Source organism: Streptomyces capitiformicae, assembly GCF_002214185.1.
Taxonomy (GTDB): domain Bacteria; phylum Actinomycetota; class Actinomycetes; order Streptomycetales; family Streptomycetaceae; genus Streptomyces; species Streptomyces capitiformicae.
Genome location: NZ_CP022161.1, coordinates 8,538,786 through 8,563,777, shown reverse-complemented (window position 1 = coordinate 8,563,777; position 24,992 = coordinate 8,538,786). Strand labels below are relative to the sequence as shown.

The following is a 24,992-nucleotide window of genomic DNA, read 5'->3' as shown; positions in this document are numbered from 1 at the left end:
GAGTGAACGGCTCCGGATTCCTTGTGCGGGCTTCCGGTCTACCCTGAGAGCGTCGCGCTGAGCGAAGGAGGTCTGTCATGGCGACGGCGGAGCCGATCATCATGCCGGGGTACCAGGGCGAGGCCATTTACGGCCCCTATGACGATCCTGACGGCGACAGCGACGCGGACAGCGGCGCGCCCGACCACACGGGTGCGAGCGTCGAGCAGGTCTTCCAGCTCTTCAGTGCGACGGCTCCCAGGGGCTGGCGCGTGGAGCTGATCGAAGGGGAGATCTGCGTGACGCCTCCGGCCAACGGGGAGCACGAGGAGATCGTGTCGGAGCTGACGGAACAGGTCATCGACCGCCGACAGGACCGGTCCCTACGTAACTACACAGGCATCGGCCTGAACGTCCCCGGTGCCTCCATGACCGGTCACGTCGTCCCCGATCTCGTGATCGCACCGAAGGGAACCTTCGACGACAGTGACGAATGGCACGACCTCTCCGCCGTCCTCCTCGTCGCCGAGGTCACCTCGGACAGCACCGCCGATCGCGACCGGGAGAAGAAGATCCTCGGCTACGCCCGCGCCGGCATCCCGGTCTACCTCCTGATCGATCGTGAGGAGGGCGAGGTGACGGTTCACTCCGAGCCGTCCGGTGACGCCTTCGCCAAGGCCGCCAAGTACAAGCTCGGACTGACCGTGTCCCTGCCCGGCCCTCTCGGGTTCGAGCTGGACACCGCGGAGTTCTGAGCAGGCCTCAGGACATCCCCGCCCCGGACCCCGCCCCCGTACCCGTACCTCTACACGCCGACACGGCGCCCTCGTGCCGGTACCAGACGCTGTCCATCTCGCGGCCGTCCGGCAGGGTGTGGCGGGCCGGGCCGGGGGCCGGGACGAAGCCGGCGCGTTCCAGGGCGCGGCGGCACGCGAGGTTCTCCGTCGCCGTGCCCGCCCGTACCGTCGGCAGACCGGCGTGGCCGTGGGCGAGCTCCGCGCCCGCCAGGAACAGTTCGGCGCCGAGGCCCTGGCCTCGATGATCGGGGGCGAGATCTCCGCCGATCTCACCCCTGTCGTGGTCAAGTCCGAGGTACCCGGCGTAGCGCCCGGTGTCGCGGTGCACACAGACCATGAACTCGAACATCCCGGGGCCGGGTTCGAAGGGCTCGGCCAGCTCGGGGTTGGACCGGAGGAACCAACGGGGGGTGGCGCCGTTGGGGCCCATGCGCAGCAGGGCCTGTCTGGTGTCGGCGTCCGGTACGGCCTGGTCCATCTGGTTACCCTGCCAGCGCTGGGCATCGGGGTCCGCGCCCGCGGCGAAGGCCGCCAACGCGTCGAGCTTGGTCACCGGGGTGTAGAACAGCAGGTGCCGGGTGGCCAGGACGTGCCGGCCGGGCGTGCACGCGTCCGGCACCGGGAGGCCCGAGGCCGCCCGGCGACGTCGCAGGAGCGACCGAATCATGGAACCCCCGTTGTATTCGTCCTGGTGTGTCCGGCCGAATGTACCGGGTGTGTGCGGCCGTCGTCCGGGTAACGGAGAGCGCCGTACCCCCGGTCCTCGGCGGACGACGGGGGTACGGCGCTCCGGGGCTCAGCGGGGGATCGCGTTGGCCACGGTCATCAGTGCCGCCACCGCGAGGAGCGCGGCGGCGAGGGGGCGGGTGTGGCGGGTGAGCAGGTCTCGGATCACGGGGACCTCGCAGCGGCTACGGCGGCAGTGGGGGCGGCTGCCGGAAGTGGCTGATTGGCTCATTAAGCACGCTTTATACGCTGCTTAACGTAAGGCTTTGGCCTACCAACGGCAAGAGTGCGGTGGGGAGTTGGGGTGAAGAGGCCGCCGCAGGCGCGCTGACTGGCATGCTTACGCCATGGCAGGCATGGCCGAGCGTGACGACCCCGAGGTCATCGGGCGCAGGGTGCAGCAACTGCGGACGGAACGCGGCCTCACGCAAAGGCAGTTGGCGGAACCCGTGTACACCCCGGCGTACATCTCCACCGTGGAGGCCGGCCGGGTCCGCGCCTCCGAGCCGGCACTGCGGCACATCGCCGAGCGGCTCGGCGTCGGCTACGAGGAACTGGCCACGGGCCGCCCCGCCGGCTTCGCCACCGAACTGCGACTGCGGCTGACCGGCGCCCAGCGCACCTTCGCCACCGGCGCCACGGAGGCCGCCGCCGAGGGGTTCGAGTTCGTGCTCGCCGAGGCCGAGGAGCACGGCCTGATGAACGAGCAGGCCGACGCCCTGCTCGGCCTCGGCGAGTGCGCGCTGGAGACCGGGGACCTTCAGACCGCGCAGCTACGGTTCGAACAGGCCGAGCAGCGCCTCGGCGACGCCCCGCTCCCGGCCCGCGTCCCCGCGCTGCGCGGCCGCGCCGTCGCCCACTACCTCGCCGGTGAACTCCGCTACTCCTGCTATCTGTTCGAGTCCACCCTGGACGAGCTGAACCGCACCGGCATGCATGACCCCGACGCGCTGCTCGTCCTCTACGCCGGCGTCATCGGGCCGTACATGGACATGGGCGCCCACGCCCGCGCCGCCCAGGCCGCCGAGCTGGCGCTCGCCCTCGCCCCGCAGTCCGGCGACCCGGCCCTCGTGGCCCGGATGCACCGCGCCGTCGCCCGCACCATGATCGCCGAGGGGCGAACAGCCGAGGCCGACGCGTCGCTCGCCAAGGCCTCCGAGCTGTACCGGCAGCTCCAGACCCGCACCGAGCTCGCCAACTGCCACTGGATGCGCGGCTACCTCCACGCCCAGAACGGCGACTACGAGCGCGCCGAGGCCGAACTGCGCGAGGCCCGCTGCATGCTCTCCGCCAAGCGCGCCGCCCTCTACACCAGCCAGGTCGCCGTCGAACTCGCCGACGTACTGCACCGCCGCGGCAAGTCCGACGAGGCCTCCGAACTGCTCCGCGAGGTCATCAGCGACCTCACCTCCGAACGCGGCGCCCTCCACTCCGCCGCCGCGCACCGCCTCCTCGGCATCATCGCCGAGGACGCCCGCGCCATGGACGCCGCCGAGGAGCACTACGTACGGGCGCTGAGCCTGCTGGAGCGGGCGGGTGCCGCCGGTGACCTCGCCGACCTGTGTCGGTTGCTGGGCGACCTGTACCGCCGTACGGGCCGAGTCGAGGCCGCGTTGGACGCGTACCGCACCGGGCTGGGGCACCGCACCACCCCCGGTACCACCACCCTCGGGCCGGCGCCCGCACAGCCGCCACTCTGAGGATTCCGGGGTGGTCCACAGCCGCCGCCGACAGCTTGGGTGGGGTGTGGACACGCGTTTTCGTCTACGCCGTGCCCGGTGGGCTCGCGCTGGCTGCCACCGGGTCGGGGCCCTCGTGCCCGAGCGGGTCTTCAGCCGGTTGTTGCCGCGTAACCCCGCGCTCGACGTACCCGTCGCGGGCGCGGCCGGGGTCGTACTGCCGGGGTGTGAGCGCCTCTACCGACCTGGAACCGCCGACGGGCGCGCTCACCTGCCGAAGTCCATCTCCGCGATCACCTCGCCGGCGGCGTCGTAGACCGTGACCTTGTCCACGGGGCCATCGAAGTCGAGCGAGCGGGCCAGTTCCTCCGGGACCTTCACCTGGGCGGAGTAGACGCCCCAGCCGGTGTTGCCCTTCAGACGCAGGACCGTGCCGTCGATGATCTCGCCGTCGTAGGCCGTCACCTCGACCCGGGTCGCCGCGGACCGGACGCCGTAGAAGAGGCCATGGACGGTGTAGCCGCCGGTGGCGGAGCCCGAGCCCTGCATGGAGATGCCCGGCGCGCTGGTGTCGAGGTTGCCGTCGACGATGCTCCTGAACTCCTCCAGACCGGGGTCGCCCGGTTCCACGGGCGGGTCCTGCCAGTGCTTGCCCTCCGCCGTCAGCCACAGCTTCGTACCGCCCGCGACGGTCACCCGCTCGCCCGGCTCGACGACGTGCACCTTCCCGGCGGGCGGGGCGGAGGGCCGCGAGGGGGAAGGTGAGGACGAGGGCGAGGCCGAGTGCGTGGCCTGGCGACTCGTTGCCGGGGGCGACATCGGCTCGACCGAGTCCGAGGGGCCGTCCGGGCGGAGGGCCAGCATCACGAACGGGAGCAGCAGCAGTCCGCACCCGGTGCTCAGCACGGCGGCCCGGCGGCGCGACCGGCGCCTGCGGCCATCGCGTTCGATCGCCGCCAGCGGCACGGGCGGCGGTGTGACGTCGTACGCGACCTCGGCGAACGCCTCGCGCAGCCGCTGCCCGGTGTCGGCGGGGGCCTCGGAGGAGGGTCGGTGGTTCATGAGCGGGCTCCGGGGACGGGCGAGGAGCGGTCCTCGATCTGGGCGGTGGCGAACACCGGGTGGGCGCGCAGGGCCGACAGCCCGCGCCGGACATGGGTCTTGACCGTGCCGAGGGAGCAGCCGAGCAGCTCGGCGATCTCGTTCTCGGACAGGTCCTCCCAGAAGCGGAGCACCAGCACGGACCGCTGCCGCGCCGACAGGGCGGCCAACGCCTGGGTGACGGCGGCCCGTTGGGCGACCGTGTCCGCGTGCCCGGCCTGCCGCTCGTGCACCCGCTCGGGCAGGAACGGCGTCAGCAGATGGGCCACGCGTCTCTTCCGTACGCGGCTGATGTTGTTGTTGACGAGCGAGCGACGCACGTAGAAGTCGACGTCGTCACGCGGGATGCGCCGCCAGCGGGCGTACACCTTCGCCAGCGTGGTCTGCACGAGATCCTCGGCCTCGTGGAAGTCGCCGGTCAGCATGTGCGCGGTCCGCACCAGCCGGGGCCAGGCCGCGGTGGCGTACGCGGCGAAGTCGCCACCCTCGGGCGATCCGGGATTCTCCTGCGGCACGGACGGCGGTCCTCGGGGTCGGGCGTGCCGTGCGGGCGAGGGGGTGATCAAGTCCCTTGCCCACACGGTCACTTGGTGGCCTGGTGTCGTATCGGCGGCTGTGCTCAGAACCTCGGCAGCTGCGCGTACACGCGGCCTCTGGTGTTGTAGACGGTGACGCTGCCGAGGAAGTCCTCGTCGGCGTCGGCGGGGATCGCGGTCGTGGCGTACCAGACGCCCCAGCCCGGCTTCCCGGCCAGCTCGATCAGCTTGCCGCGCACCGGGCCCGCGTCGGTCTCGATGACGACGCGGGAGGCGGTGCCCCTGCCGCCGTAGTAGAGACCGGAGAGGTAGTAGCGCCCCTCGAAGCCGCCGGCCTGCATCGACACCCCCGGTTGGCTCAGGTCGATGTTGCCGTCGACCACGCTCCGGAACTGCGGGAAGTCGGGTATGTCCGGCTCCACCCAGTGCTTGCCCTCCGCGGTCAGCCACAACTCGAACCCGGGCGCGCCGACGACGCGCTCACCGGGCTCGACGATACGCGGAGTCGGAGCCTTCTTGACGGCGGTGGCGGTGGCGGTGGCCACCGCCACCGAGGTGCCGTGCGCCGTCTCCCCCCGTGAGACGGCGTACGACATCGTCGGCGCCCCCGCCAGCAACGTGGTCAGCGCTGCGACGGCGACGTATCTGTGCATCCGTGCCATGGTCATGAACGGACAACCCCCATAGGTGTGTAGGTCGGTCACCCCTGAAAACCCCGGTGACGCACGGGGTGGATGACACCGGCGCCGCACTTTTTTCCGGGCTCCGGGGGGCAGGGGACGGGGAGTCGGTCACCCGTACGCCCTCGTGCGCTGGTGGGCGGGTCCGGGCGGTGGTGCCGTGGAGGCATACGCCGTGTTCTCGGGAGGCTCCGCCATGCGTCGTTCGTACCGTGTTCTGGCCCAGGTCGTGGGCGCCGCGATGCTCGCCGGGGTGTCGGGATGCGTGATGCAGACGAAGGAACACCCGCGCGGCTTCCCCGAGGCCGCCTCCGTGGAGACCTCGGCACCCGCCTCGCCGACGACCGCCTCTCCCGGCCCCGGCGCCCTCACCGACGCCCGCGCCAGGAGCGCGCTGCTGCGCCAGGACGACCTCGGCGGCGCCTGGGCCGGCACCCAGGGCGCCGCCACCTGGCGCGACGGCCTCCTCAAGGGCAGGACCGACCCCCCCGAGTGCCAGGAACTCCTCGACGCCGTGTACGCCGAGGACCTGCTCGGGGAACCCAAGGGCGGCACGGCCGTCACCGGCTTCGACGACGACGAGTACGGCGCCCAACTCCGCTACCACGTGGGCGCGTACGACAGGGCCCAGGTGGACGCTCGACTCGACCACTTTCGCCAACTGGTCAACGGCTGCGGCGAGTTCACCATCACCGGCGCCCAGGGGCAGGAGTACGCCGCCCAGGTCACCCCCGTCGACCTCCCCGGCGGCATCGGCGACGCCCGGCAGGGCCTGCGGCTGATCGTCAGCGGCGACATCGACGGCGGCGACGGCGGCGACGGCGCCCTCACCCTCGACCTCGCGACCGTACGCGTGGGCGACACCGCCGTCCTTCTCACCCACGGCGGCCTCTACGGCATCGACGACACCGCCACCCGCGAGGCCGCCCGCGCCGGGGTCGAGCGCCTCCGTCAGGTGCTCGACGAGAAGGAGAGGAAGAAGAGAGCGAAGGGGATGGTCACTTCTCCTTCAGCAGGGGAGTGAGGATGTTCCGCAACTCCTTCTCGTCCAACGGGGCTTGCACGGCTCCGGCGATCCTGCCCTTCCGGTCGACGAACAGGGTGAAGGGGAGGAGCTGCGGGTTCACCAGACCGGCGGGCAGGTCGAAGAACTGTTTGCCGTCCGGGTCGTGCAGGCTCGGATAGGAAAGGCCGAACTCCCGCTGGAACGTGCGGGCGTTCTTCCGCGTAACGTCGGTGCTGATACCGAGCACCTGCACGCCTTGGCCCTTGAACTTCCGATACGTACGCTCCAGCTCGGGCGATTCAGCCCGGCAGGGGCCGCAATAGGTGGCCCAGGCGTTCACGACGACGATCTTGCCTCGGTAGTCGGAGAGACGGACCGGATCGCCGGCGACCGTGCTGCCGGAGAAGTCGGGGGCGTCGGTCCGCTCGGACACAGGGATGCTCTTGAACGCCTGGGCCTGGCCCGACTGATTCGTGCCCGTGTCGAGATCCAGAGTCTCGGTCCTCGCGCAGCCGGACAACACAAGGCCGACCGAGATCGCGCACACGACCGCCGACGAGATCGTTTTGGCCACCATCCTCATGATGACGTCCCGTTGCTCGGCGCCGGGCTGGACGGTGGCGGGACGTCCGAGCGGGACAGGCACTTCTTGCTCTGCTTGAGGGGCTTCACGACAGGGGAGAGACCGACCAGGACGGAGTCGGGTGCCGCCTTGCCGACCGTCACCTGGACTTCGACGGAAGGCTCCCGGCCGTAGGTGAACAGCACTTCCCGGCCGTTGTTGTCCGTGCTCGTGCGCCATGCCCAGTCCACGCCGTCGACCTGGGCGCATGCGTCGTCGGTGGCTTTGGACTCGGGGAAGCCGCAGCGGGCGACGACAGCTCCGTCGCCCCATACCGCCGCGCTCTTGGTGCTGGTGTCCGCCCGGTCCAGCCCGGCCAGATGGTCGGGGAAACGCCCGCTGATCCGGGTGCAGGCGGGATCGTCGGCCAGCGGGGCGGCGGCGAAGCTGAAGGACGGCTTGTTGAGCATGTCCACCGTCACCACGGCGGTGGCGGTGAGGGCGACGGCGCCGATGGTCAGACCGGTGATCTGGGTGCTGCGGGACATGAGGGGATCGTACGGGGTGGGCGTGAGGCGCTCGGGGTTTCCGTGATGTCCCAGTGACCCTAGAGGGGATGAACTGCTCGGCGACATTGTCCATTTGGGCAGGTCGCCGCCGTTCGGACACGTTCGGGCTCGCCCGTGGACGCTGCTGTCCGAACCCGCGATCGGCCGAAAGGCCATGGCCGAACAGACACTGTCGGACGGTGGTCGGCCGCATTTACGTTCTTCACCGCGTTGCGAAGTGATCTTTCACGGATACCCGGCCCCCGAGTCCGGCGCAACGGCTGAGACACTGCTGTCGTCGTCGGTCGATCATCGTGGCGACCGGCACCGGTTGACCACCGGTGACGATGGGGAGGCGAGGAGCGGGGATGCTGACACCGTGGAGTCGAGCGGCCGGCTATGCGGCACTGGTCACCCTGCCCTCGTGGCTCTGGGGAGCGATCATGGCGAGCGTGCTGCTGTCCTTCGGTGATCTGTCGAGCTTCACCTTCGATCCGGACACGATCCTCGGCGGCGGCCTGCTCTTTCCTCCCGTTGCGTTTGTCGCGCTGACGGTGGTGCGAAAGACGCTCCCGGCCTTGTCGCGCTGGCGCACCGCGACCATTGACACCTCCGTGTACGCGACCTTGGTACTGGTGACCACGGTGCTGAGCGGCTGGTGGGTCGGAGATGTCATGTCCGAAGCGGTGGACTGGGCCTTTGTGACGATGACTATCGCCCTGTTCGACCTGCAGTTCGTGGTGGCCCTGGGCCTGAGCGCATGGGGCTACGACCGTCTGGTGCCCACAGCGCCCTCCGGCAGGACCGGAGGCGGGCGGGCCCGCGCGATCTGACTCCTTTGAAGGGCGCCGAGCACAGGAAGGGGGCCCAACCTTGGCCGGACCCCCTTCACGCACGCCCTAGTGGTCGCTGTCCCAGACGAAGGTCGAGGTGGCGGCCACGAGTCCGGACGATGTCTCTCTACGGCCGAGAGCCGTCACCAGCGCGGCAACGTTGAGGCTCTTGGATACTCCACGCGCTTTCACATGCACCCCGTAAATTGCTTGAGTTGTCGATGGACTGGTCGTGCGCTGCCCTCGCGAGCAGTCGCGATTCTCGAACGTGAACGCCACATCCGTTGCCGCGCATCGTCCGGGGAGGTGTGCCAGAGGCGATTGTCCCGATGGGCCGATGCATGGCCGATGGTGGCCGCCGCGGCCGGCCCGCGTGCCGGAGGCCGGCCGCGGTCGACGGTCAGACGGCGGACGCCCCGACGAGGGACGCCCCGACGAGGGACTGCCTGGGCGCGGCGGAACCGCAGGCGCAGCGCGGATCCGTGCACAGCAGTTCGTGGGCGAGGACGGAGAGCACAGCGACCTGCAGCCGCGTCTGCTGATCCAACTTCTCCACTATGCGCGCGACATGCGCTTTCACCGTACGCTCGGCGATCCCGAGCTCTCGGGCGAGCTGCCGGTTGCCGAGCCCCGTGCCCAGCAGGAGCAGGACTTCCTTCTCACGGTCCGTCAGTGTCTTGAGCCTGCTGATGTCCCGGATCGGATCGGCTCCCGTACGCCGGTAGGCGCAAGCCGTGTCTCCTGCGTCAGACCTCTTGCTCATTGGTCGGCCCTTCCCGATGCCGCTTTTCCCGACAGAGCCCCGTGCCCCGGGTGCGGCGGCGATCTACCCCAACTTAGCGCCCGCTACTGACATAAGCACCCCCGAAATGACACGGCCACGTCACAGAGGAGGGATCCCCCAAGGTCACTGCCCGAAGAGACAATTTCGGCCAACTCCGCTGATCCGTAGATTTGTTGCCGCGCACCGACAGACCCCTCCGATCCAGGGAGAACACCGTGCCCAGCCGTCTCATCACGCGCCGTCTCGCCACGCGCCATCTCGCCACGCGTCGTCTCGCCACCGTCGTCGTGGCGGGCGCGGCCTCGCTCGCCGTGCTGGCCCCGGCCGCGTCCGCCGCCGACAGCGCCGCCGCCGCGAAGCTGCCGGCGAAGCTGACGGTCAAGAGCTACACGGGCTACCTCAAGGCCCAGAAGACGCCCGAGGCGAAGAAGGCCCTCAAGAGCTTCTCCGCGCTGCCGGCCGCCAAGAAGGCCAAGTTCCTCAAGTACCTCCAGGACCGCGAGGTCTACGAGGCCATGTCCACGCAGACCAAGGGCACGGTCAACCGCTCGGTCAAGGCGGTCCGCCACTACGACGCCAACGTCAAGTTCAACGTCCAGATCATCACCAAGAAGAACATCAAGGACCCCAAGGGCCCCGCCTCGCTGACCTTCAGCGTGACCGAGTCGATCTACAACATCCCGGTCACCACCGAGACGCTGAACCTGCGTTACAACGTGGTCAAGGGCAAGGTCGTCGCCGGCAGCGCCCGCGCCACCGCCGAGGTCAAGAACGTCAACGCCGCCATCGCCATCACGAACAACAACAAGGTCACCGTCAACAAGAAGGGCATCCCCAAGGCCTCCACCACCTGGAAGGCCACCCCGCGCGTCGCGTCCTTCGGCCCGGGCGTCAAGAAGCTCCAGGAAGGCTGGGCCCAGAGCAGCTACTGGGCGGTCAAGCTCGTCAACCGCTGATCTCGGTCGTCCATACATCCCGACGTCCCGCTCCTGGGTACGGCTCCTCTTCTTCCCCAGGAACCGTCCCCAGGTGAACGGCGCGGCACCCTCCGGCCCCTGGTCAGGGCCGGCCCCATCCGGGGGTGCCGCGCCGCTTCGCTGTCCCGGTCATGCCTCGGTGTCGACCGGTGGACGGCCCGTCCGCCGCAAAGTCACCGTCTCGGTTCAGGGCTCCCCCCGCACGTTGACGAGCTTCACGCGCAGCCCGTCGCCGTGTGCGGCGTTCTTCGGGGTGAGGACGTACGGGCCGGTGACCGGCCGGTTCGGCTGGAGGTAGCCGTCGGGGGCGTCCGTCTCCGCCAGGTAGTACGTGCCGGCCGGCAGTGAGCCGAGGGAACAGCGGCCGGTGGAGGAGGTGGCGCAGTCGTTGACGAACCTGTCCTGCTTTCTGCCGTACCGCTGGGGACCGGGTGCCCCGTTGGTGTCCTGCCACAGTTCGAAGACCGCGCCGGGCAGTGGCCTGTCGGTCTTCTTGTCGTGCTTGAGGAGTGTCAGGCGCAGCGACTTGAACAGACCGGCGTCGACGGTGTGGTCCACATGGCCGGGGTCACCGACATGGACCGTGGTCCTGCCGTACACGTCGACGTCGGAGTCGATCGCACGGTCGGAACCGGCGTCCTTCACCGTCCACTTGAGCGAGGAGAGGCTCGGCCGGCCGGGCAGCGACTTCGGGTCGAGGCTGCTGAAGTCGAACGTGGCCTCGTAGGTGGTGTTCGGCCTCAGACCGCCCACGGAGCTGAAGTAGTACTCGCCGTCGTGGTTCGTGTGCGTGACGAGGTCCGGGCCGTACGACGTCGGGTGGAGCGTCACCTTCACCCGCGGGATCGGCGGCTCGGACGGGTCCTGGACGCCGTTGCCGTTGGTGTCGAACCAGACGCGGTTGCCGATCTGTACGGGTGCCTGGTCGCAGACCATCTCGAGGTCGGCGAGGCCGTTGCCCTTGCCGAAGAGGTTGGCGGAGGGGTACGACGTCGACTGGAGTCGGATGTTGCCCCGGACGGTCCCGGACTCGGATTCCCAGCGGCGCACTCCCTGGTCGAAGGGCTTGCCGTTGAACGTGTCGTAGACCGTGCTCCACAGCCTCGCGCGGTGCGGCTGGAGGACCGTGCCGCCCTCGGTGACCTGGTCGTGCCGCGCGTAGCCGTCGTGGGTGAGGTCGTTGGAGAACTCGCCTCCGCCGGGACCTCGACGGTTGTCCGGCAGGGCGCCGTCCAGCGAACCGCAGCCGGCGTTGTCCTCCAGGACGTACTGGACGTGTTCGCCCGTGCGCCGCTCGCAGGCGCGCAGGATGTCACCGGCGGCCACGGCCGAGAGCAGCGAGTTCCCGGAGTTGTGCGCGTAGGTGCGGTTGCCCTGCATGTCACCGAAGCGGTCCCGGTACCCGAGGATCAGGTCGCCGTTGTCGGCGATCTCCAGGTCGGACAGGATCGGCTGCGGCGCCGAGGCGAACCGCAGCCGTGGGTCGGGTGTGGGGACGCGCTCGTTCCACGCCTCCCACATAGCGCTCAGAGTGCCGCCGACGGTCTCCGACCCGTATTCGCAGAGCGGTCCGTTGTCGGACTGGTAGGCGCAACCCCGCCGGTAGTCCAGCCGGTGCCGGAAGATCTCGTCGAACGTCCCCGAGTCGAACTCGTAGACGTGCGCGCTCAGTTGGCTGGGATCGCCGTGCGCCAGGTACTTCTCGTCGACGGTGTTCTCCGCGCCGCACACCCCGCCGACGAGCACCCGCTTGCCGCGCACCCCGATGCCGTACGGGTGCCACTCGCCCTCGCAGCGCGCGGGAACCGGCACGGTGTACGACGACAGGGTGCCGGCCCGAACCCCGTCGCCGGTGCCGAGGATCGGCACCCGGTACAGCTTCGAGTCGTTGAGGTTGACCGCGTAGAGGGTCCTGCCGTCGCCGGAGACGTCGACGTCGCCGAGGCCCTCCCGGCCGACCCTGCTGTAGATCCCGTCGTCGTGCCGCCAGCGGTCGGAGGCGTCGTGCTCCGTCAGCGTGCCCGGCAGCGTGACGAACTCGGTCACGCCGGAGGCGCTGTGGTGGCGGTAGACGGTGTTGGTCGGGCCCGCTGGACCGTACGCCGCGTGCCGCTTGACCAGCGTGCCCATGTACGTGTTGCCGGTGCGGTCGGTGCCGATGCCGAACACCGCCTGCTGCTCGCCGCTGTCGGTCAGCCGGGTGGGGGCGGGGCCGGGGTATCCGTTGCCGATGTCACCCGTGAACCGGGTCAGACCCTGCTCCGTGGTCACATCACCCTTGGCGAGGGAGCAGGTCACCAGGTCAGGGTTCTCCTGGCAGTACACCTCCGGCTCCCAGAACCCGGTCGTGTACGTGGTGTCCCGGTTGCCGGAGACGTCCACGAAACCCACGTGGCTACGGATGACGCGGGGGTCGTCGCCGAGTCCCGCGACCGCCGGCTGGAGATTGGCGGGGTCGGGGTTGGACACCTGGACGCGGTACTTGCCGCCCTTCAGCGAGGACGCCGCGGGGCGGAACAGGGCGATGCCGTCGGTGCCGGTCGTCTCGCGCACCGCGGTGCCGTGGTCGTCGGTCAGCGTGACCCGCACCCCGGCCCGACCCGTCTCCAGCGGGTGGTCGTACGCCCCGTCGGCGTCGACCTCGTTGACGACCCGTACGGTCACGGTGCCGTCGCCGGGTGCCCCGTCCCTGTCGGCCGGGTGCCCGGCGACCGGTACCGCCTCGCCCGTGAGCCCGAGCCCCATCGCCGTGCAGATGGCCAGAACGGCCAGTACGGCAAAGACGGCCGGGGTCAGGCTCACACCTCCCGGTGTTCCTCGTTTCACTGTGTCCCTCATTTCCTGAAGCCGACTCCGCATTCATATGAAGCGCAAAGTTCGACTAATCAGGCTGAATGGGGCACAAGGGGATGCGGTGTGCCGGAAAGTGTGGAGACTGCGGGGAGCCCGGCGAGCGGTGCGCGGCGGAATTCATCCGGTCGGGCCAGTGAGGGCCGACCGCTACGACAGCCGGAGCTGGACCACCTGATCCGCCAACGACTGTTCCGCCCAGATGACCTTGCCCTCCGGCAGGAAGCGGGTGCCCCAGCGCTGGGTGAACTGGGAGATGAGGAACAGGCCGCGGCCGCCCTCGTCGGTCGTGCGCGGGTGGCGCAAGTGGGGCGCGGTGGGGCCGCCGTCGAACACCTCGCAGATCAGGGTGCGTTCGAGGATCAGCCGGAGCCGGATGGGCCCGGTGGCGTGCCGGATGGCGTTGGTGACGAGTTCGCTGACGACGAGTTCGGTGGTGAACGCCAGCTCGTCGAGCCCCCACAGCCCGAGCTGCCGTGCGGTGGTCTTGCGGGCCTCGGCGACCCGCGCCGGGTCGGCCGGCAGCTCCCAGCAGGCGACCCGGTGGGCGGGCAGGCGCCGGGTGCGGGCCAGGAGGAGGGCCACGTCGTCGGTGGGGCGGGCCGGGGCGAGGGAGTCGAGGACGCGCTGGGCGTGATATTCGAGGGAGGGCTCGGGCCGGGCGAGCGCACGGCACAGCGCGTCGGGGGAGGCCTCGGCGAGCAGTCCGTCGGTGTGCAGGGCGATCATCGTGCCCTCGGGCAGTTCCAGGTGCAGTACCTCGAAGGGGTGCCCGTCGACGCCGAGGGCCGGTCCCTCGGGCAGTTCGGGGAAGGTGACCGTGCCGTCGGGGGCGACCAGGGCCGGGGCGAACCGGCCGGCGGCGGCCATGGCGCACGCGCCGGACACCGGGTCGTGGACGACGTACAGACAACGCGCCCCCACCGTCTGGACGCTGCCCGCGCCCGGCTCGGGGCCCTCCTGCCGCGCCGACTTGGCGACCATGTCGTCGAGGTGGGCGAGCACCTCGTCCGGCGGCAGATCGAGATCGGCGAGCGTCCGTACGGCCGTCCGCAGCCGCCCCATCGCGGCGGCGCCGTCGATGCCGTGGCCCGCGACCTCGCCCACGACGAGGGCGACCCGGGCGCCGGAGAGCGGGATGACGTCGTACCAGTCGCCGCCGAGTCCGGTCAGTTCGTCGGCGGGCCGGTAGCGGACGGCGACCTCGGCCGCGTCCTGCTCGGGCAGGCGGCGGGGCAGGAGGCTGCGCTGGAGGACGAGGGCGGCGTCGCGTTCCCGCGTGTACCGGCGGGCGTTGTCGACGCACACGGCGGCACGGCCGACCAGCTCCTCGGCCAGGCTCAGATCGTCCGCGTCGAACGGGTCCTCGCGGTCGCGCCGGAAGAACGTGCTGATGCCGAGCGTGATGCCCCGCGCCCGCACCGGCACGATCATCACGCTGTGCAGTCCGAGCGCCGCGATGGGCACGTCCCGCCCGTACGGCCCGCCGAGGCCACCGGGGATGGCCTTGGCCCACTCCGCCGACAGCGGGTCCAGCCTCGGCTCGCACCACGACCGGCCGCTGACCAGCACCCGTACCGGGGGCGACCCGGTCGCGTACGAGGCGATGCCGCCGATCTCCACGACGGCCTCGGGCACTCCGTCGTGGACGGACTGCTGCGCGCTGCGCCGCAGCGGAACGGACCCGTCGGACCCGTCGCCCAGGGGCCCCGGCTCGGCGCCGCGCAGCACCGAGTCCAGCAGGTCCACGGTCACGAAGTCGGCGAGCGCCGGCACCACCACGTCCGCCAGCTCCTGCGCCGTCCGCCGGACGTCGAGGGTCCGGCCGATCTGCTCCCCGGCCCGGTCCAGCACGGCGAGCCGGGTCCGGGCGCGGTGCCGCTCCGACACGTCCATCACCGTGTAGTACACGCCGATGGGCCGCCCCTGGTCGTCCTCCAGCCTCGTGAACGACATCGCGTGCGCGGTCTCGCGGTGCGGCGCCGACCGGACCCGCCCCACGTGCTCGTAGTCGAGCACGGGCTCACCGGTCTCCAGCACCTTCCGCATCTGCGCCTCGATGCGCTCCGCGTCGAGGCCCGGCTGCACCTCCGCGAGCCGCAGCCCCACCCGCTCGTGCGCCCGCCCGCCCCCGAACCGCTCCAACGCCGCGTTCGACCACACGAACCGCAGATCCGTGTCCACGATCGCGATCCCGATCGGCGCCCGCGCCGTCATCCGCTCCAGCACCGTACGACTCATGTCCCAGCCCGGCGCTTCGGTGGCGTCGGAGACGAGGGCCACCCAGTGGGCGGGGCTGAGGGGGTCGGGAGTGTGCGTCGTGAGCGTCGCCTCGCGGGTAGGCACCACCCGGACCATCACCCTGATCCGCCGGCCGTCGCGGTGGCGGGCGGCGAGGATGCCGGACCAGCCGCCGAGGGGGCGGTGGGACTCGGCCAGCCGGCCGATGCGGTCGCCGTCCTCGGGGGCCAGCAGCGTACGGACGCTACGGCCCAGGATCTCGGCCGCCGGATACCCGAAGAGCCGCTCGGCGTCCCGCGTCCAGCTCGTCACGATCCCGTCCGCGTCGATCAGCAGCGGCGCGGCGTCGGCCACGTCGAAGCGCTGACGGGTGACGGCCATGTCCCTGTTGGTCCCCACGGCGGCCCTCTCTGTCGCTGAGACGCCTCTGGCCCCATTATTCACCTTGTGTGATCGCAGATGGGTCAACTCGTGACGACCAGAGGTGAGGCGAGCGACGACCCGCCGTGGGGTGAGCCGGTGGGCCGGTGTGACCAGGGCCCCGAACCGTCAGCAGTCGCGGAACTCCGGCGACTGGTTGAGGATCTGGGACCGCAGCGAGGTGAAACGCGTGTACGTCTCGCCGCCGCGGGCCTCCGCCGGGAAGACCGCCACCCGGTGGCAGTTCTGGAAGGCGAGCGCCACCCCGAAGTGCCGCTCCAGGCTCCCCCGGATCGCGTCGCTGGACAGCGCCCGCAGCAACTGCCCCCGCTCCTTCTCCGACGGCGGCGGGGTCTGGTTGTCGGCGAACTCGGCGCTGCCCGCGCGCAGTTCACCGACGAGGGAGGCGACGAGTTCGTACGCGTACGGCAGCGACGTACGAACCGTCTCCACGAACTCCTCCTCCCGCACCTCGCCTGTTTCGGCCTGGGCGAGCAACTGCGGGGAGACGTCGAGCGACATGGGTGTTCCTGTTCTGTGCTGTTCTTGGCTGGCGTGGGGGTGGTTCAGAAGGAGGCGGCGGAGGCGAGCGCCTCCGGCCCGTGCCGGAACTCGGGGTCGACCTGGGCGGCGAGGTCGTGCCCGGTGGCGTCGTTGGCCCAGGCGGCGGCGTTGCGGAGATGGAACTCGACGGCGTGCCGCTGGAAGGTGGCCCAGTCCTTGGTACGCCCGTCGACGACGGCCTTGAGCTGCTCCAGTGTCCGCACGTTGTGCGACTCCAACTCGCCCTGTGCACGGCCCTGTTCCTGCGCGCGGACGTACGACGACTGCACGCAGTGCGCGACCAGGTCGTCCCCCACGTGCTCCTTGAGGAAGAGCAGGTCGTCCTCGCCGGTGACCTTGTTGCCGACGACGCCGATCGGAATCCCGAACTCGGCGGCGTGTTCCCGGTACTGCCGGTACACGGACACGCTCTTCCGCGTCGGCTCGACGACCAGGAAGGTCATGTCGAACCGGGTGAACAGTCCGGACGCGAAGGCGTCGGCCCCGGCGGTCATGTCGACGACGACGTACTCACCGGCCCCGTCGACGAGGTGGTTGAGGTACAGCTCCACGGCCCCGAGCTTGGAGTGGTAGCAGGCGACACCGAGGTCGCTCTCACTGAAGGCGCCGGTGACCATGAGGGGTACGTCGCCGACGCGCCGTACGTGGGTGCCGTGGACGTCGTCGTCCCCGAGCAGCCGCAGCAGCCGTGAGCCCCGCCCCGGCGGAGTCGTCTTGACCATGGCCTCACGGGACACGATCCGCGGATTGGTCCCCCGCAGACAGTCCTTGATCTCCCCGGTACGGGAGCTGAGCGGCGGAGCACCGAACTCGTCGTCCTCGTCGAGCCCGAGGGCGTGCGCGAGGTGCTGGTTGATGTCGCCGTCGACTGCGACGAGCGGCGCACCGGACCGGGCGAGATGCCGGGCGAAGAGCGCGGACAGCGTGGTCTTGCCGCTGCCGCCTTTGCCTACGAAAGCGACGCGCACGGACGAGCACCTCCCGGCAGACGGTCGACCAGACCGTCGTGCCGATTAATGAAAATGGATGTCATGAACGTAGAGGCTCGGGGGCGGACCGGAGGTTGTCAAATCCGGTCAGACCAAGTCCTACGGGAGATGGAGGAATTGGTAAGAGCGGAATGTGAAGCGAACGGACGTTTCCCGAGGTTGACAGCCCCTACCAGGTGGTAAACGATGTGCGCACGCTGTGGCTCGCGTGACCACTGAGTCCGGCGTTTTTCAGACCACTCACACCCCGGCGCGGCGGCCCGGCGCGGCTTTGTGCCGCCGTCTTCCGGCCGCGCCCCGGGTCTCGTACAGCCAAGTTCCAGAATGGGATCCGCATGTCCATAGCGAGACGTGTCACTGTGCGCCGCCTGCTGGGGACGGGCATCGCCGCTCTTGCGCTGAGCGCGTCGGTGTCCGGCCCGGCCTTCGCCACCGAGACCCCCGGCGGCGAAGGCTGGGGCGGCAAGAAGAGTTACGCCCCCGGCGAGGGCGCGGGCACGGCCACCGAGATCGACCGCTGCCAGTTCTCCCTGGACGGCGTGAACTTCGCCGACTGGGTCAAGCTCGACGACCAGAACCTCAAGCCCAGCCAGGACGGCAAGGTCCACATCAAGGTACGGGCCGCCTCCGACGCGACGACCTGCACGGTCTCCCTGGCGTCGTACCTGGCCCACGGGCCGACGTTCGCGACGTCGGGCGAGCAGGTCTTCGTGGACTTCGACTCGGTGACGGTGAAGCAGGGTGGCACGGACTCCCTGGACATCGCGGTTCCGGACGCGGGCTGCTACGCGCAGATCGACCTCTACCGGGGCAAGGTCAAGTTCGACGGCAAGCTGGACGCGAACGACGGCTTCGAGCACGGCGACGTCCCCAAGGGCCCCGATCGCCCGGTCATCAAGGACAAGCTGATCGCGGCCTGGAACGGCGGCACGAAGGACTGCACGACGCAGGAGGAGCCGCCGCCGTCGGAGGAGAAGCCCCCGGCCGAGGAAGAGCCCCCGACGGAGGAGCAGCCCCCCGCGGAGGAACAGCCTCCGGCCGAGGAGAACCCGCCGGCGGACGAGAACCCTCCGTCCGACGACTCCGAGTCCCCCGACCCCACCCCCTCCACCTCCACCCCGGCCGCCCCCACCCCCAACGGCGGCACCCCCGGCGACCTCGCCGAAACGGGCGGTGGCAACACGATCCCGATCGCGATCGGCGCGGCGGGCCTGCTGGCAGTAGGCGGCGCGATCTTCGTGGTGACGCGGCGCAGGGGCGCGGGGCGCACGGGCGCCTGACCCTGATGTACGCCTGGCGGGGCCCTGGAGGAGTGAAGCTCCAGGGCCCCGCCCTCTTGTCTCTGCTACCGGTCGGCGGGCGACCTTCTCCCCGGCCCAGACACAACCCGGCCTCCGGGAGGTTGGACGCCTCCGGCGCCGCCTCCACCCTCCTTCGGCGCGCGGAGGCTCGTACGTGTCCGCCACGCCCAACCGTTCCTTTGGACTGAGCAGAAGCGAGTCCACTCTGCCGCGCGCCCCGAACGGTCTTGGGCGTACTGGTCCCCGGCGTACTCGACCCCGGGACAATCACCACCGCGGACACACCGCTCTGAAAGGCCAACCACCCGCCAGCCGCGTCCCCAACCTCTCAGGGCAATACAGCTAGGGCGTGTTGCGAAAGTCCCGACTGCCGCCCGACGCCTGGCACGCACTCTCGCCTTCGCAACACGCCCTAGAGCTCCGCCGCCGTTCCGCGTGCCCTCTGGTACAAGCCCGTCACGACCAGCACACCACCGACGCACATCATCACCACTCCGACCTTCGTCAGGGTGACGACAGGGGTCTCGACCCCCTCGGTGAACAGCCGCAGCGCCAGGCCGATCGCGAAGGTGGCCGCGCCGTCCAGCAGGTTCTTCGTCGACTTGTTCATCCGCCACATCGTCCTGTTCGTCGCCGGAGGCATCTCGCTCATCGCCGGGCCTTCTCCTTCGAGGACGAGGCCCGGCCCTTGCCCGCCGCGATGGCCGGGTCCTTCTTGGGAAAGACCACATAGGCGAGGGCGACCAGCCCGTGGATGGCCGCGGCCCTGAGAGCCATCGTCTGGAAGTTGCGGAGCGATTCGATGTTGCCGTCCTGGCCGATGTACCGGGCGGCGGCCTCGAGCAGTACCCAGGCGACGGCCGCGGCGACGACCGTACGGAGCCAGAAGCGGATCTCATGAGCGGCCCGCTTCATCCCGTACTTCGGCGGCTTCGGCGGCCTCGGGGCCCCGGCCCACCGGTGCGCCGCGTGTCCGTCGAGCCAGCGGATCGTGTAGTGGCCGTACGCCACCGTGAACCCGATGTAGATCGCGGCGACCCCATGCTGCCAGCTCGGCTCGGCACCGTTCTTCAGGTCGATCGCGGTCACCACGAAGAGCACCAGCTCCAGCAGGGGCTCGCAGAGCAGCAGCACGGTGCTCGTGCGGCGCCACTTCAGCAGATAGCGGACGGCCAGACCAAGCGCCAGCAGCACCCAGAACCCAACCTCGCAGGCGATGATCAGCGTGACGATCACGACTCGCTCCTTTCGGTCACCCCCCAAGGCTCCCGTCACCCGGCGCCGGATTCGTCGTCGGCGGTGACGAACTCGCGGTACATCGAAGGATGCAGTCCAGGACCCTTCCCGAGCACAAGGCGACGGGCGCCGGACCCGTGTTGGATGGGGTCATGGCCGCACGACTCCCCCGCCCGCACCGTCACGACCTGTACAGCGCCCTCGCCGGACTGCTCGGTGGGCTGCTGCTGTGGGGCGTGGGGCTCGGCACCCGCCGGAGCCATGACCCGATCGTGCTGCTCGACGGCCGCTGGTGGATCCTGCTGGCGCTCGCCGTGATGGTCGCCTGCGAGGCCCTGCGCCGTACCCTGCCGCGTACGGCCCTGTTGGCGGGCATCCCGGCGGTGACCGTGGACACCCTCAGCCAGGGCTGCCTGGTGACTGTCGTGATGTTCACCGACCTGGTGTACGCGGCCGTGGTGTACGGACCGCCCAAAACTGCCCGCCGGGTGCCCTGGATCGCCGGGCTGCTGACCGTGGTCGGCGCGATCGTGCCGGTGACGATCGCGCGGAAGCCCGCGTTCCTGCTGGTCGGCGTGGTCATCGGCCTGGTCGCCTTCATGCCGGCGGCCACCGGCTGGATCGTGCGCAACCACCGCGACGCCGCCGAGGCGGCCCGGCTGCGCGCCGAACAGACCGCGCTGCTCGCGGAGATGGACCGCACCCAGGCGGTCGCGGCCGAACGGTCGCGGATGGCACGGGAGTTGCACGACATGGTCGCCAACCATCTCTCGGCGATCGCGATCCACTCCACGGCCGCGCTCTCCCTCGACGACCCGGACACCTCCAAGCAGGCACTCGGCGTCATCCGCCGGAACAGCGTCGACGGGCTCGCGGAGATGCGGCGGCTGATCGGCATCCTGCGGCATGCCGACGGCGACACCGAGCCGACCGCCGCACCCACGCTCGACGGGCTGGGCACGCTCGTCGAGGGCGCCCGCGCCAACGGCCTCGACGTCACGCTCGACGCCGACCATGCCGACGCCCTCCCCGCCCCCGTCGGACTCGCGGCGTACCGCATCGTCCAGGAGTCCCTGACCAACGCCCTCAAACACGCCGGCCCCGGCCGGGTGACCGTGTCCCTGCACCAGACGGACGGCGCCCTCGACATCGCCGTGACCAGCCCGTACGGCGACCGCGACGGCCCGAGCGCACCCGGTTCCGGCTCCGGCCTGGTCGGTATGCGGGAGCGGGTCGCGCTGCTGGGCGGCACCTTCGAGGCCGGTCCGAAGGCCTCGGCGGAGGGCAAGATCTGGACCGTACGCGCCGCGCTGCCCGTCACGGAAGGGGAACCCGCGTGATCCACGTGCCCGCCGCGACACCCCCCCGAAGTCACCGATCCCCGACACTCACCGAAACACTCACCGAAGCCGCCGAAGGAGAACCCGCATGATCCGCGTGCTCGTCGCCGAGGACCAGTCCGCCGTCCGCGCCGGGCTGGTCCTCATCCTGAGCAGCGCGCCCGACATCGAGGTGGTCGGCGAGGCGGCCGACGGGGAGCAGGCGGTGGCGCTGGCCCGCGAACTACGGCCGGACCTGGTGCTGATGGACGTGCAGATGCCACGCCTGGACGGGGTGTCGGCGACCCGCAAGGTCGTCTCCGAAGGGCTGGCCGATGTGCTCGTCCTGACCACGTTCGACCTCGACGAGTACGTCTTCGGGGCGCTGCGGGCCGGCGCCGCCGGGTTCCTGCTCAAGAACACGGAGGCGAAGGACCTCATCGCCGCCGTACGGACGGTCGGGCGCGGCGAGGGTCTGATCGCGCCGGCCGTCACCCGGCGGCTGATCGCCGAGTTCGCCGCCAAGCCCGAGCGCGAGCCCACGGCCGATCTGTCCGTGCTGGACGCACTCACCCGGCGCGAGCGTGAGGTGCTCTCCTGCATCGGTGAGGGACTGTCGAACGCGGAGATAGCCGGGCGGCTGGACATGGCCGAGGCCACCGTGAAGACCCATGTCAGCCGCCTGCTGGGCAAGCTGGATCTGCGCAGCCGCGTCCAAGCGGCCGTACTGGCCCAGGAGTTGGGGGTTTAGGGCGCACTCGCGGGCACGCCGTACGCCGCCGTACGCCTACCGGACAGCCAACTGGTCCAGACCCATTGACCTATGGTCCAGACCTTTCTATTCTCGCGGCACCGCGGCATGTCATGCCCGCGACCACTCACCCACACAAGGAGGCGCACATGCGCTTCAGGCACAGAGCGGCGGCCGGGTTCGCCACCCTGCTGCTCCCCTTCGCGAGCCTCGTCGGCCTCGCCTCCCCCGCCCACGCGGCCACCGAAGCCACGGCCACCTACACCAAGACCCAGGACTGGGGCACCGGCTTCGAAGGCAAGTGGACCGTCAAGAACACCGGTACGACCACGATCAGTTCCTGGACCGTGGAGTGGGACTTCCCCTCCGGCACCTCCGTCACCTCGGCCTGGGACGCGGACGTCACCTCCTCCGCCACTCACTGGACCGCCAAGAACAAAGCCTGGAACGGCACCCTCGCCCCCGGCGCCTCCGTCTCCTTCGGTTTCAACGGGAGCGGCTCAGGCTCCCCGGCCAACTGCAAGCTGAACGGCGGACGTTGTGACGGCGGCCCGACCGTCCCCGGTGACACCCTGCCCTCCGCCCCCGGTACCCCGGCCGCGTCCGACATCACCAACACCTCGGTCAAGCTGAGCTGGTCGGCCGCCACCGACGACAAGGGCGTCAAGAACTACGACGTCCTGCGCGGCGGCACCAAGGTCGCCACCGTCACGAACACCTCGTACACGGACACCGGCCTGACCGCCGGCACCGACTACTCGTACACCGTGCGGGCCCGCGACACCGCCGACCAGACCGGCCCGGTGAGCGGCGCCACCGCCGTACGCACGACGGGCGGCACCGGCCCGAACCCGAACCCCGCCTCGAAGGTCAACCTCGGCTACTTCACCGAGTGGGGCGTCTACGGCCGCAACTACCACGTCAAGAACCTGGTGACCTCGGGCTCCGCATCCAAGATCACCCACATCAACTACGCCTTCGGCAACGTCAAGAACGGCCAGTGCGTGCTCGACGACGCCTACGCGGCCACCGACAAGGCATACACCGCCGACCAGTCCGTCAGCGGCGTCGCCGACACCTGGGACCAGCCGCTGCGCGGCAACTTCAACCAGCTCCGCCAGCTGAAGGCGAAGTACCCGCACATCAAGGTGCTCTGGTCCTTCGGCGGCTGGACCTACTCGGGCGGCTTCGGCCAGGCCGCGCAGAACCCGGCCGCGTTCGCCAAGTCCTGCAAGGCCGTGGTCGAGGACCCGCGCTGGGCCGACGTCTTCGACGGCATCGACATCGACTGGGAGTACCCGAACGCCTGCGGGCTGACCTGCGACACGAGCGGACCCGCGGCCTTCAGGAACCTGATGTCCGCCCTGCGCACCGAGTTCGGCTCGAAATACCTGGTCACCGCCGCGATCACCGCCGACGGCTCCTCGGGCGGCAAGATCGACGCGGCCGACTACGGCGGGGCCGCGGCCTCGGTCGACTGGTACAACGTGATGACGTACGACTACTTCGGCGCCTGGGCCACCACCGGCCCGACCGCCCCGCACTCCCCGCTGACCTCGTACTCCGGCATCCCGACCGCCGGCTTCAACTCCGCCGACGCGATCGCCAAGCTGCGGTCGAAGGGCGTCCCGTCCGCGAAGCTGCTGCTCGGCATCGGCTTCTACGGCCGCGGCTGGACCGGCGTCACCCAGTCCGCCCCCGGCGGCACGGCGACCGGCGCGGCCACCGGCACGTACGAGGCGGGCATCGAGGACTACAAGGTCCTGAAGAACTCCTGCCCGGCCACCGGCACCATCGCAGGCACGGCGTACGCGCGCTGCGGCAGCAACTGGTGGTCGTACGACACCCCGTCGACCATCGCCGGCAAGATGACCTGGGCGAAGAACCAGGGCCTGGGCGGCGCGTTCTTCTGGGAGTTCAGCGGCGACACGGCGAATGGGGAACTGGTGACCGCCATCGGCAACGGTCTGAAGTAGGACTCGCTGTCGGAAAGATCATGCCGCGTTGACGCCCCCCAGACTTCGTCCGGGGGGACCCCCACCCAGCGAGTGAATGTGGCTACGCCACATTCACTCGCTGTCCGGGCGGGGCTGCCTCCAGCCACGCGAGGAAACCGGTCAGCGCGTCCTCGCTCATCGCCAGCTCAAGACGGGTCCCGCGGTGCAGACACGCGAGGATCACATGGTCGGAGAGCAGCGCCAGCTCCTCCTCGCCCTCCGGGGTACGGCGCCCGGCGACCTCGATCGCCGAGCGCTCCAGGACGCGGCGCGGGCGGGGGGAGTACGAGAAGACGCGGAACCATTCGACGCGGTCGCCGTTGTAGCGGGCGACGCCGTAACCCCAGCCCTTGCCGTTCTCGTCCTCGCCGGGTTTCTCGGGGGCGTTCCAGCGCAGGCTGCAGTCGAAGGTGCCGCCGGAGCGCTGGATGAGACGGCGGCGCAGTCCGAAGACGAAGAGCCCCACCACCACGAGCGCGATCACCGACCCGCACACAGTCAGAGCGAGGACCATCGACACCGACCTCCTCGTCTCCTAGGTAATGGAACGTAAAAAACACCCACATTTGCCTCAGCCGCGGCTGGGTCGGGATGAACTCATCCAGACCCAGCCGCGGCTGAGATACAGCATCACACGGTGTGCGGGCTCAGCGCGCCGACACCGTCCGCAGTCGGACATCCGCGCGGCGCTCGGCGGCGGCGTCGCCCTCCGCCTTCGCGCGCTCCAGCTCCCGCTCCGCACGCTGGACGTCGATCTCGTCGGCCAGCTCGGCGACCTCGGCCAGCAGGGACAGCTTGTTGTCCGCGAACGAGATGAAACCGCCGTGCACGGCGACGACGACCGTGCCGCCATCACTCGTACGGATGGTCACCGGGCCCGACTCCAGCACACCGAGCAGCGGCTGGTGACCGGGCATGACGCCGATGTCGCCGGACGTGGTGCGCGCGACGACCAGGGTGGCCCGGCCCGACCAGACCTCTCGGTCGGCCGCGACCAGCGCGACGTGCAGCTCAGCAGCCAAGGTGGCTCCTCGGGTCACCACCCGGCGCCTCCGCCGGGTGTTGGGTCAATTCTAGATGGAGTGCGAAGAGGGGCGGGACGCACCCCACGAGGTG

At 70.3% G+C, this 24,992-nt stretch carries 25 protein-coding genes and 1 pseudogene; 10 read left to right on the top strand and 16 right to left on the bottom strand.

The genetic code is table 11. The features are described 5' to 3' along the window. Window positions 1–77: 77 nt before the first annotated feature. Window positions 78–734 (top strand): Uma2 family endonuclease, encoded by a 657-nt coding sequence (locus CES90_RS38530; protein ID WP_189780751.1) that lies wholly within the window; start codon window positions 78–80, stop codon window positions 732–734. Window positions 735–741: 7 nt separating this feature from the next. Here CES90_RS38530 and CES90_RS38525 read toward each other — a convergent pair whose 3' ends face one another. Together CES90_RS38525 and CES90_RS50465 are read right to left on the bottom strand one after the other, a co-directional pair. After that, window positions 742–1,443, bottom strand: coding sequence for a GNAT family N-acetyltransferase (locus CES90_RS38525; protein ID WP_189780750.1), 702 nt, complete (start codon window positions 1,441–1,443; stop codon window positions 742–744). A gap of 129 nt (window positions 1,444–1,572) precedes the next feature. Further along, window positions 1,573–1,734, bottom strand: a complete 162-nt coding sequence (locus CES90_RS50465; RefSeq protein WP_189780749.1) for a hypothetical protein — start codon at window positions 1,732–1,734, stop codon at window positions 1,573–1,575. A gap of 124 nt (window positions 1,735–1,858) precedes the next feature. Here CES90_RS50465 and CES90_RS38520 point away from each other — a divergent pair, with 124 nt between their 5' ends. Further along, window positions 1,859–3,202 carry a helix-turn-helix domain-containing protein gene (locus tag CES90_RS38520; protein WP_189781082.1) on the top strand — a complete coding sequence of 448 codons (1,344 nt, stop codon included), beginning with the start codon at window positions 1,859–1,861 and terminating at the stop codon, window positions 3,200–3,202. Between the two features lie 103 nt (window positions 3,203–3,305). Then, a pseudogene (locus CES90_RS52505) lies at window positions 3,306–3,413 on the top strand (permease); the annotation flags it as partial. Window positions 3,414–3,448: 35 nt separating this feature from the next. Here CES90_RS52505 and CES90_RS38515 read toward each other — a convergent pair. From CES90_RS38515 to CES90_RS38505, 3 genes are all read right to left on the bottom strand, one after another. Continuing rightward, window positions 3,449–4,243, bottom strand: coding sequence for a hypothetical protein (locus CES90_RS38515; RefSeq protein ID WP_189780748.1), 795 nt, complete (start codon window positions 4,241–4,243; stop codon window positions 3,449–3,451). Continuing rightward, on the bottom strand, window positions 4,240–4,797 hold the full coding sequence (locus tag CES90_RS38510; RefSeq protein WP_189780747.1) for a SigE family RNA polymerase sigma factor: 558 nt from the start codon (window positions 4,795–4,797) through the stop codon (window positions 4,240–4,242). The genes CES90_RS38515 and CES90_RS38510 overlap by 4 nt, the downstream gene beginning before the upstream one ends. 104 nt (window positions 4,798–4,901) lie before the next feature. Continuing rightward, the gene (locus CES90_RS38505) at window positions 4,902–5,471 is read right to left on the bottom strand and encodes a hypothetical protein (protein ID WP_189780746.1); all 570 of its coding nucleotides are present in this window, start codon (window positions 5,469–5,471) and stop codon (window positions 4,902–4,904) included. A 223-nt stretch (window positions 5,472–5,694) separates the two neighbouring features. On the opposite strand from CES90_RS38505, the gene CES90_RS38500 reads away from it, so the two are divergent. Continuing rightward, complete coding sequence (locus tag CES90_RS38500) at window positions 5,695–6,522, top strand: hypothetical protein (protein WP_229913574.1); 828 nt, start codon at window positions 5,695–5,697, stop codon at window positions 6,520–6,522. Here the strand turns inward: CES90_RS38500 and CES90_RS38495 are convergent. Both CES90_RS38495 and CES90_RS38490 read right to left on the bottom strand, forming a co-directional pair. After that, a complete protein-coding gene (locus CES90_RS38495; protein WP_229913573.1) occupies window positions 6,497–7,081 on the bottom strand; it encodes a peroxiredoxin family protein in 585 nt (194 codons plus the stop codon). The two genes, CES90_RS38500 and CES90_RS38495, sit on opposite strands and share 26 nt — an antisense overlap. A 2-nt stretch (window positions 7,082–7,083) precedes the next feature. After that, complete coding sequence (locus tag CES90_RS38490; RefSeq protein ID WP_189780744.1) at window positions 7,084–7,614, bottom strand: DUF3515 family protein; 531 nt, start codon at window positions 7,612–7,614, stop codon at window positions 7,084–7,086. Between the two features lie 368 nt (window positions 7,615–7,982). Between CES90_RS38490 and CES90_RS38485 the strand changes: the two genes are divergently transcribed. Continuing rightward, window positions 7,983–8,447 carry a hypothetical protein gene (locus CES90_RS38485; protein WP_189780743.1) on the top strand — a complete coding sequence of 155 codons (465 nt, stop codon included), beginning with the start codon at window positions 7,983–7,985 and terminating at the stop codon, window positions 8,445–8,447. Between the two features lie 400 nt (window positions 8,448–8,847). Here the strand turns inward: CES90_RS38485 and CES90_RS38480 are convergent, their stop codons facing one another. Beyond that, window positions 8,848–9,210 (bottom strand): helix-turn-helix domain-containing protein, encoded by a 363-nt coding sequence (locus tag CES90_RS38480; protein ID WP_189780742.1) that lies wholly within the window; start codon window positions 9,208–9,210, stop codon window positions 8,848–8,850. 236 nt (window positions 9,211–9,446) lie between these two features. Between CES90_RS38480 and CES90_RS38475 the strand changes: the two genes are divergently transcribed. After that, complete coding sequence (locus tag CES90_RS38475; RefSeq protein ID WP_189780741.1) at window positions 9,447–10,187, top strand: hypothetical protein; 741 nt, start codon at window positions 9,447–9,449, stop codon at window positions 10,185–10,187. A gap of 207 nt (window positions 10,188–10,394) precedes the next feature. Here the strand turns inward: CES90_RS38475 and CES90_RS38470 are convergent, their stop codons facing one another. From CES90_RS38470 to CES90_RS38455, 4 genes are all read right to left on the bottom strand, one after another. Further along, complete coding sequence (locus CES90_RS38470; protein WP_229913572.1) at window positions 10,395–13,010, bottom strand: SdrD B-like domain-containing protein; 2,616 nt, start codon at window positions 13,008–13,010, stop codon at window positions 10,395–10,397. Between the two features lie 198 nt (window positions 13,011–13,208). Then, window positions 13,209–15,698 carry a SpoIIE family protein phosphatase gene (locus CES90_RS38465; RefSeq protein ID WP_189780739.1) on the bottom strand — a complete coding sequence of 830 codons (2,490 nt, stop codon included), beginning with the start codon at window positions 15,696–15,698 and terminating at the stop codon, window positions 13,209–13,211. 150 nt (window positions 15,699–15,848) lie between these two features. Next, window positions 15,849–16,241, bottom strand: a complete 393-nt coding sequence (locus CES90_RS38460) for an SCO5389 family protein (RefSeq protein ID WP_189780738.1) — start codon at window positions 16,239–16,241, stop codon at window positions 15,849–15,851. 44 nt (window positions 16,242–16,285) lie between these two features. Beyond that, window positions 16,286–17,251, bottom strand: a complete 966-nt coding sequence (locus tag CES90_RS38455; RefSeq protein WP_189780737.1) for an ATP-binding protein — start codon at window positions 17,249–17,251, stop codon at window positions 16,286–16,288. Window positions 17,252–17,607: 356 nt separating this feature from the next. On the opposite strand from CES90_RS38455, the gene CES90_RS38450 reads away from it, so the two are divergent. Next, complete coding sequence (locus tag CES90_RS38450) at window positions 17,608–18,552, top strand: LAETG motif-containing sortase-dependent surface protein (protein ID WP_189780736.1); 945 nt, start codon at window positions 17,608–17,610, stop codon at window positions 18,550–18,552. Between the two features lie 433 nt (window positions 18,553–18,985). Here the strand turns inward: CES90_RS38450 and CES90_RS38445 are convergent, their stop codons facing one another. Then, on the bottom strand, window positions 18,986–19,183 hold the full coding sequence (locus CES90_RS38445; protein ID WP_189787774.1) for a DUF5708 family protein: 198 nt from the start codon (window positions 19,181–19,183) through the stop codon (window positions 18,986–18,988). A 38-nt stretch (window positions 19,184–19,221) separates the two neighbouring features. After that, window positions 19,222–19,809 (bottom strand): hypothetical protein, encoded by a 588-nt coding sequence (locus CES90_RS38440; protein WP_189787772.1) that lies wholly within the window; start codon window positions 19,807–19,809, stop codon window positions 19,222–19,224. Window positions 19,810–19,961: 152 nt separating this feature from the next. Between CES90_RS38440 and CES90_RS38435 the strand changes: the two genes are divergently transcribed. The 3 genes from CES90_RS38435 (at window position 19,962) to CES90_RS38425 (ending at window position 23,855) form a co-directional block, all read left to right on the top strand. Beyond that, window positions 19,962–21,149 carry a sensor histidine kinase gene (locus CES90_RS38435; protein ID WP_229914401.1) on the top strand — a complete coding sequence of 396 codons (1,188 nt, stop codon included), beginning with the start codon at window positions 19,962–19,964 and terminating at the stop codon, window positions 21,147–21,149. 88 nt (window positions 21,150–21,237) lie between these two features. After that, window positions 21,238–21,879, top strand: a complete 642-nt coding sequence (locus CES90_RS38430) for a response regulator (RefSeq protein ID WP_189787770.1) — start codon at window positions 21,238–21,240, stop codon at window positions 21,877–21,879. Window positions 21,880–22,028: 149 nt separating this feature from the next. Beyond that, window positions 22,029–23,855, top strand: coding sequence for a glycoside hydrolase family 18 chitinase (locus CES90_RS38425; RefSeq protein ID WP_189787769.1), 1,827 nt, complete (start codon window positions 22,029–22,031; stop codon window positions 23,853–23,855). 82 nt (window positions 23,856–23,937) lie between these two features. Here CES90_RS38425 and CES90_RS38420 read toward each other — a convergent pair whose 3' ends face one another. Together CES90_RS38420 and CES90_RS38415 are read right to left on the bottom strand one after the other, a co-directional pair. Beyond that, on the bottom strand, window positions 23,938–24,390 hold the full coding sequence (locus CES90_RS38420; RefSeq protein ID WP_189787768.1) for a DUF2550 domain-containing protein: 453 nt from the start codon (window positions 24,388–24,390) through the stop codon (window positions 23,938–23,940). Window positions 24,391–24,523: 133 nt separating this feature from the next. Continuing rightward, complete coding sequence (locus CES90_RS38415; protein WP_189787767.1) at window positions 24,524–24,898, bottom strand: F0F1 ATP synthase subunit epsilon; 375 nt, start codon at window positions 24,896–24,898, stop codon at window positions 24,524–24,526. Between the last annotated feature and the right edge of the window lie 94 nt (window positions 24,899–24,992).

What these genes read in the sequence shown, in the direction of transcription:
- CES90_RS38530 (WP_189780751.1), top strand. Translation starts at nt 78, where the DNA reads ATGGCGACGGCGGAGCCGATCATCATGCCGGGGTACCAGGGCGAGGCC.
- CES90_RS38525 (WP_189780750.1), bottom strand. Translation starts at nt 1,443, where the DNA reads ATGATTCGGTCGCTCCTGCGACGTCGCCGGGCGGCCTCGGGCCTCCCG.
- CES90_RS50465 (WP_189780749.1), bottom strand. Translation starts at nt 1,734, where the DNA reads ATGAGCCAATCAGCCACTTCCGGCAGCCGCCCCCACTGCCGCCGTAGC.
- CES90_RS38520 (WP_189781082.1), top strand. Translation starts at nt 1,859, where the DNA reads ATGGCCGAGCGTGACGACCCCGAGGTCATCGGGCGCAGGGTGCAGCAA.
- CES90_RS38515 (WP_189780748.1), bottom strand. Translation starts at nt 4,243, where the DNA reads ATGAACCACCGACCCTCCTCCGAGGCCCCCGCCGACACCGGGCAGCGG.
- CES90_RS38505 (WP_189780746.1), bottom strand. Translation starts at nt 5,471, where the DNA reads ATGCACAGATACGTCGCCGTCGCAGCGCTGACCACGTTGCTGGCGGGG.
- CES90_RS38500 (WP_229913574.1), top strand. Translation starts at nt 5,695, where the DNA reads ATGCGTCGTTCGTACCGTGTTCTGGCCCAGGTCGTGGGCGCCGCGATG.
- CES90_RS38495 (WP_229913573.1), bottom strand. Translation starts at nt 7,081, where the DNA reads ATGGTGGCCAAAACGATCTCGTCGGCGGTCGTGTGCGCGATCTCGGTC.
- CES90_RS38490 (WP_189780744.1), bottom strand. Translation starts at nt 7,614, where the DNA reads ATGTCCCGCAGCACCCAGATCACCGGTCTGACCATCGGCGCCGTCGCC.
- CES90_RS38485 (WP_189780743.1), top strand. Translation starts at nt 7,983, where the DNA reads ATGCTGACACCGTGGAGTCGAGCGGCCGGCTATGCGGCACTGGTCACC.
- CES90_RS38480 (WP_189780742.1), bottom strand. Translation starts at nt 9,210, where the DNA reads ATGAGCAAGAGGTCTGACGCAGGAGACACGGCTTGCGCCTACCGGCGT.
- CES90_RS38460 (WP_189780738.1), bottom strand. Translation starts at nt 16,241, where the DNA reads ATGTCGCTCGACGTCTCCCCGCAGTTGCTCGCCCAGGCCGAAACAGGC.
- CES90_RS38450 (WP_189780736.1), top strand. Translation starts at nt 17,608, where the DNA reads ATGTCCATAGCGAGACGTGTCACTGTGCGCCGCCTGCTGGGGACGGGC.
- CES90_RS38445 (WP_189787774.1), bottom strand. Translation starts at nt 19,183, where the DNA reads ATGAACAAGTCGACGAAGAACCTGCTGGACGGCGCGGCCACCTTCGCG.
- CES90_RS38435 (WP_229914401.1), top strand. Translation starts at nt 19,962, where the DNA reads ATGGCCGCACGACTCCCCCGCCCGCACCGTCACGACCTGTACAGCGCC.
- CES90_RS38430 (WP_189787770.1), top strand. Translation starts at nt 21,238, where the DNA reads ATGATCCGCGTGCTCGTCGCCGAGGACCAGTCCGCCGTCCGCGCCGGG.
- CES90_RS38425 (WP_189787769.1), top strand. Translation starts at nt 22,029, where the DNA reads ATGCGCTTCAGGCACAGAGCGGCGGCCGGGTTCGCCACCCTGCTGCTC.
- CES90_RS38420 (WP_189787768.1), bottom strand. Translation starts at nt 24,390, where the DNA reads ATGGTCCTCGCTCTGACTGTGTGCGGGTCGGTGATCGCGCTCGTGGTG.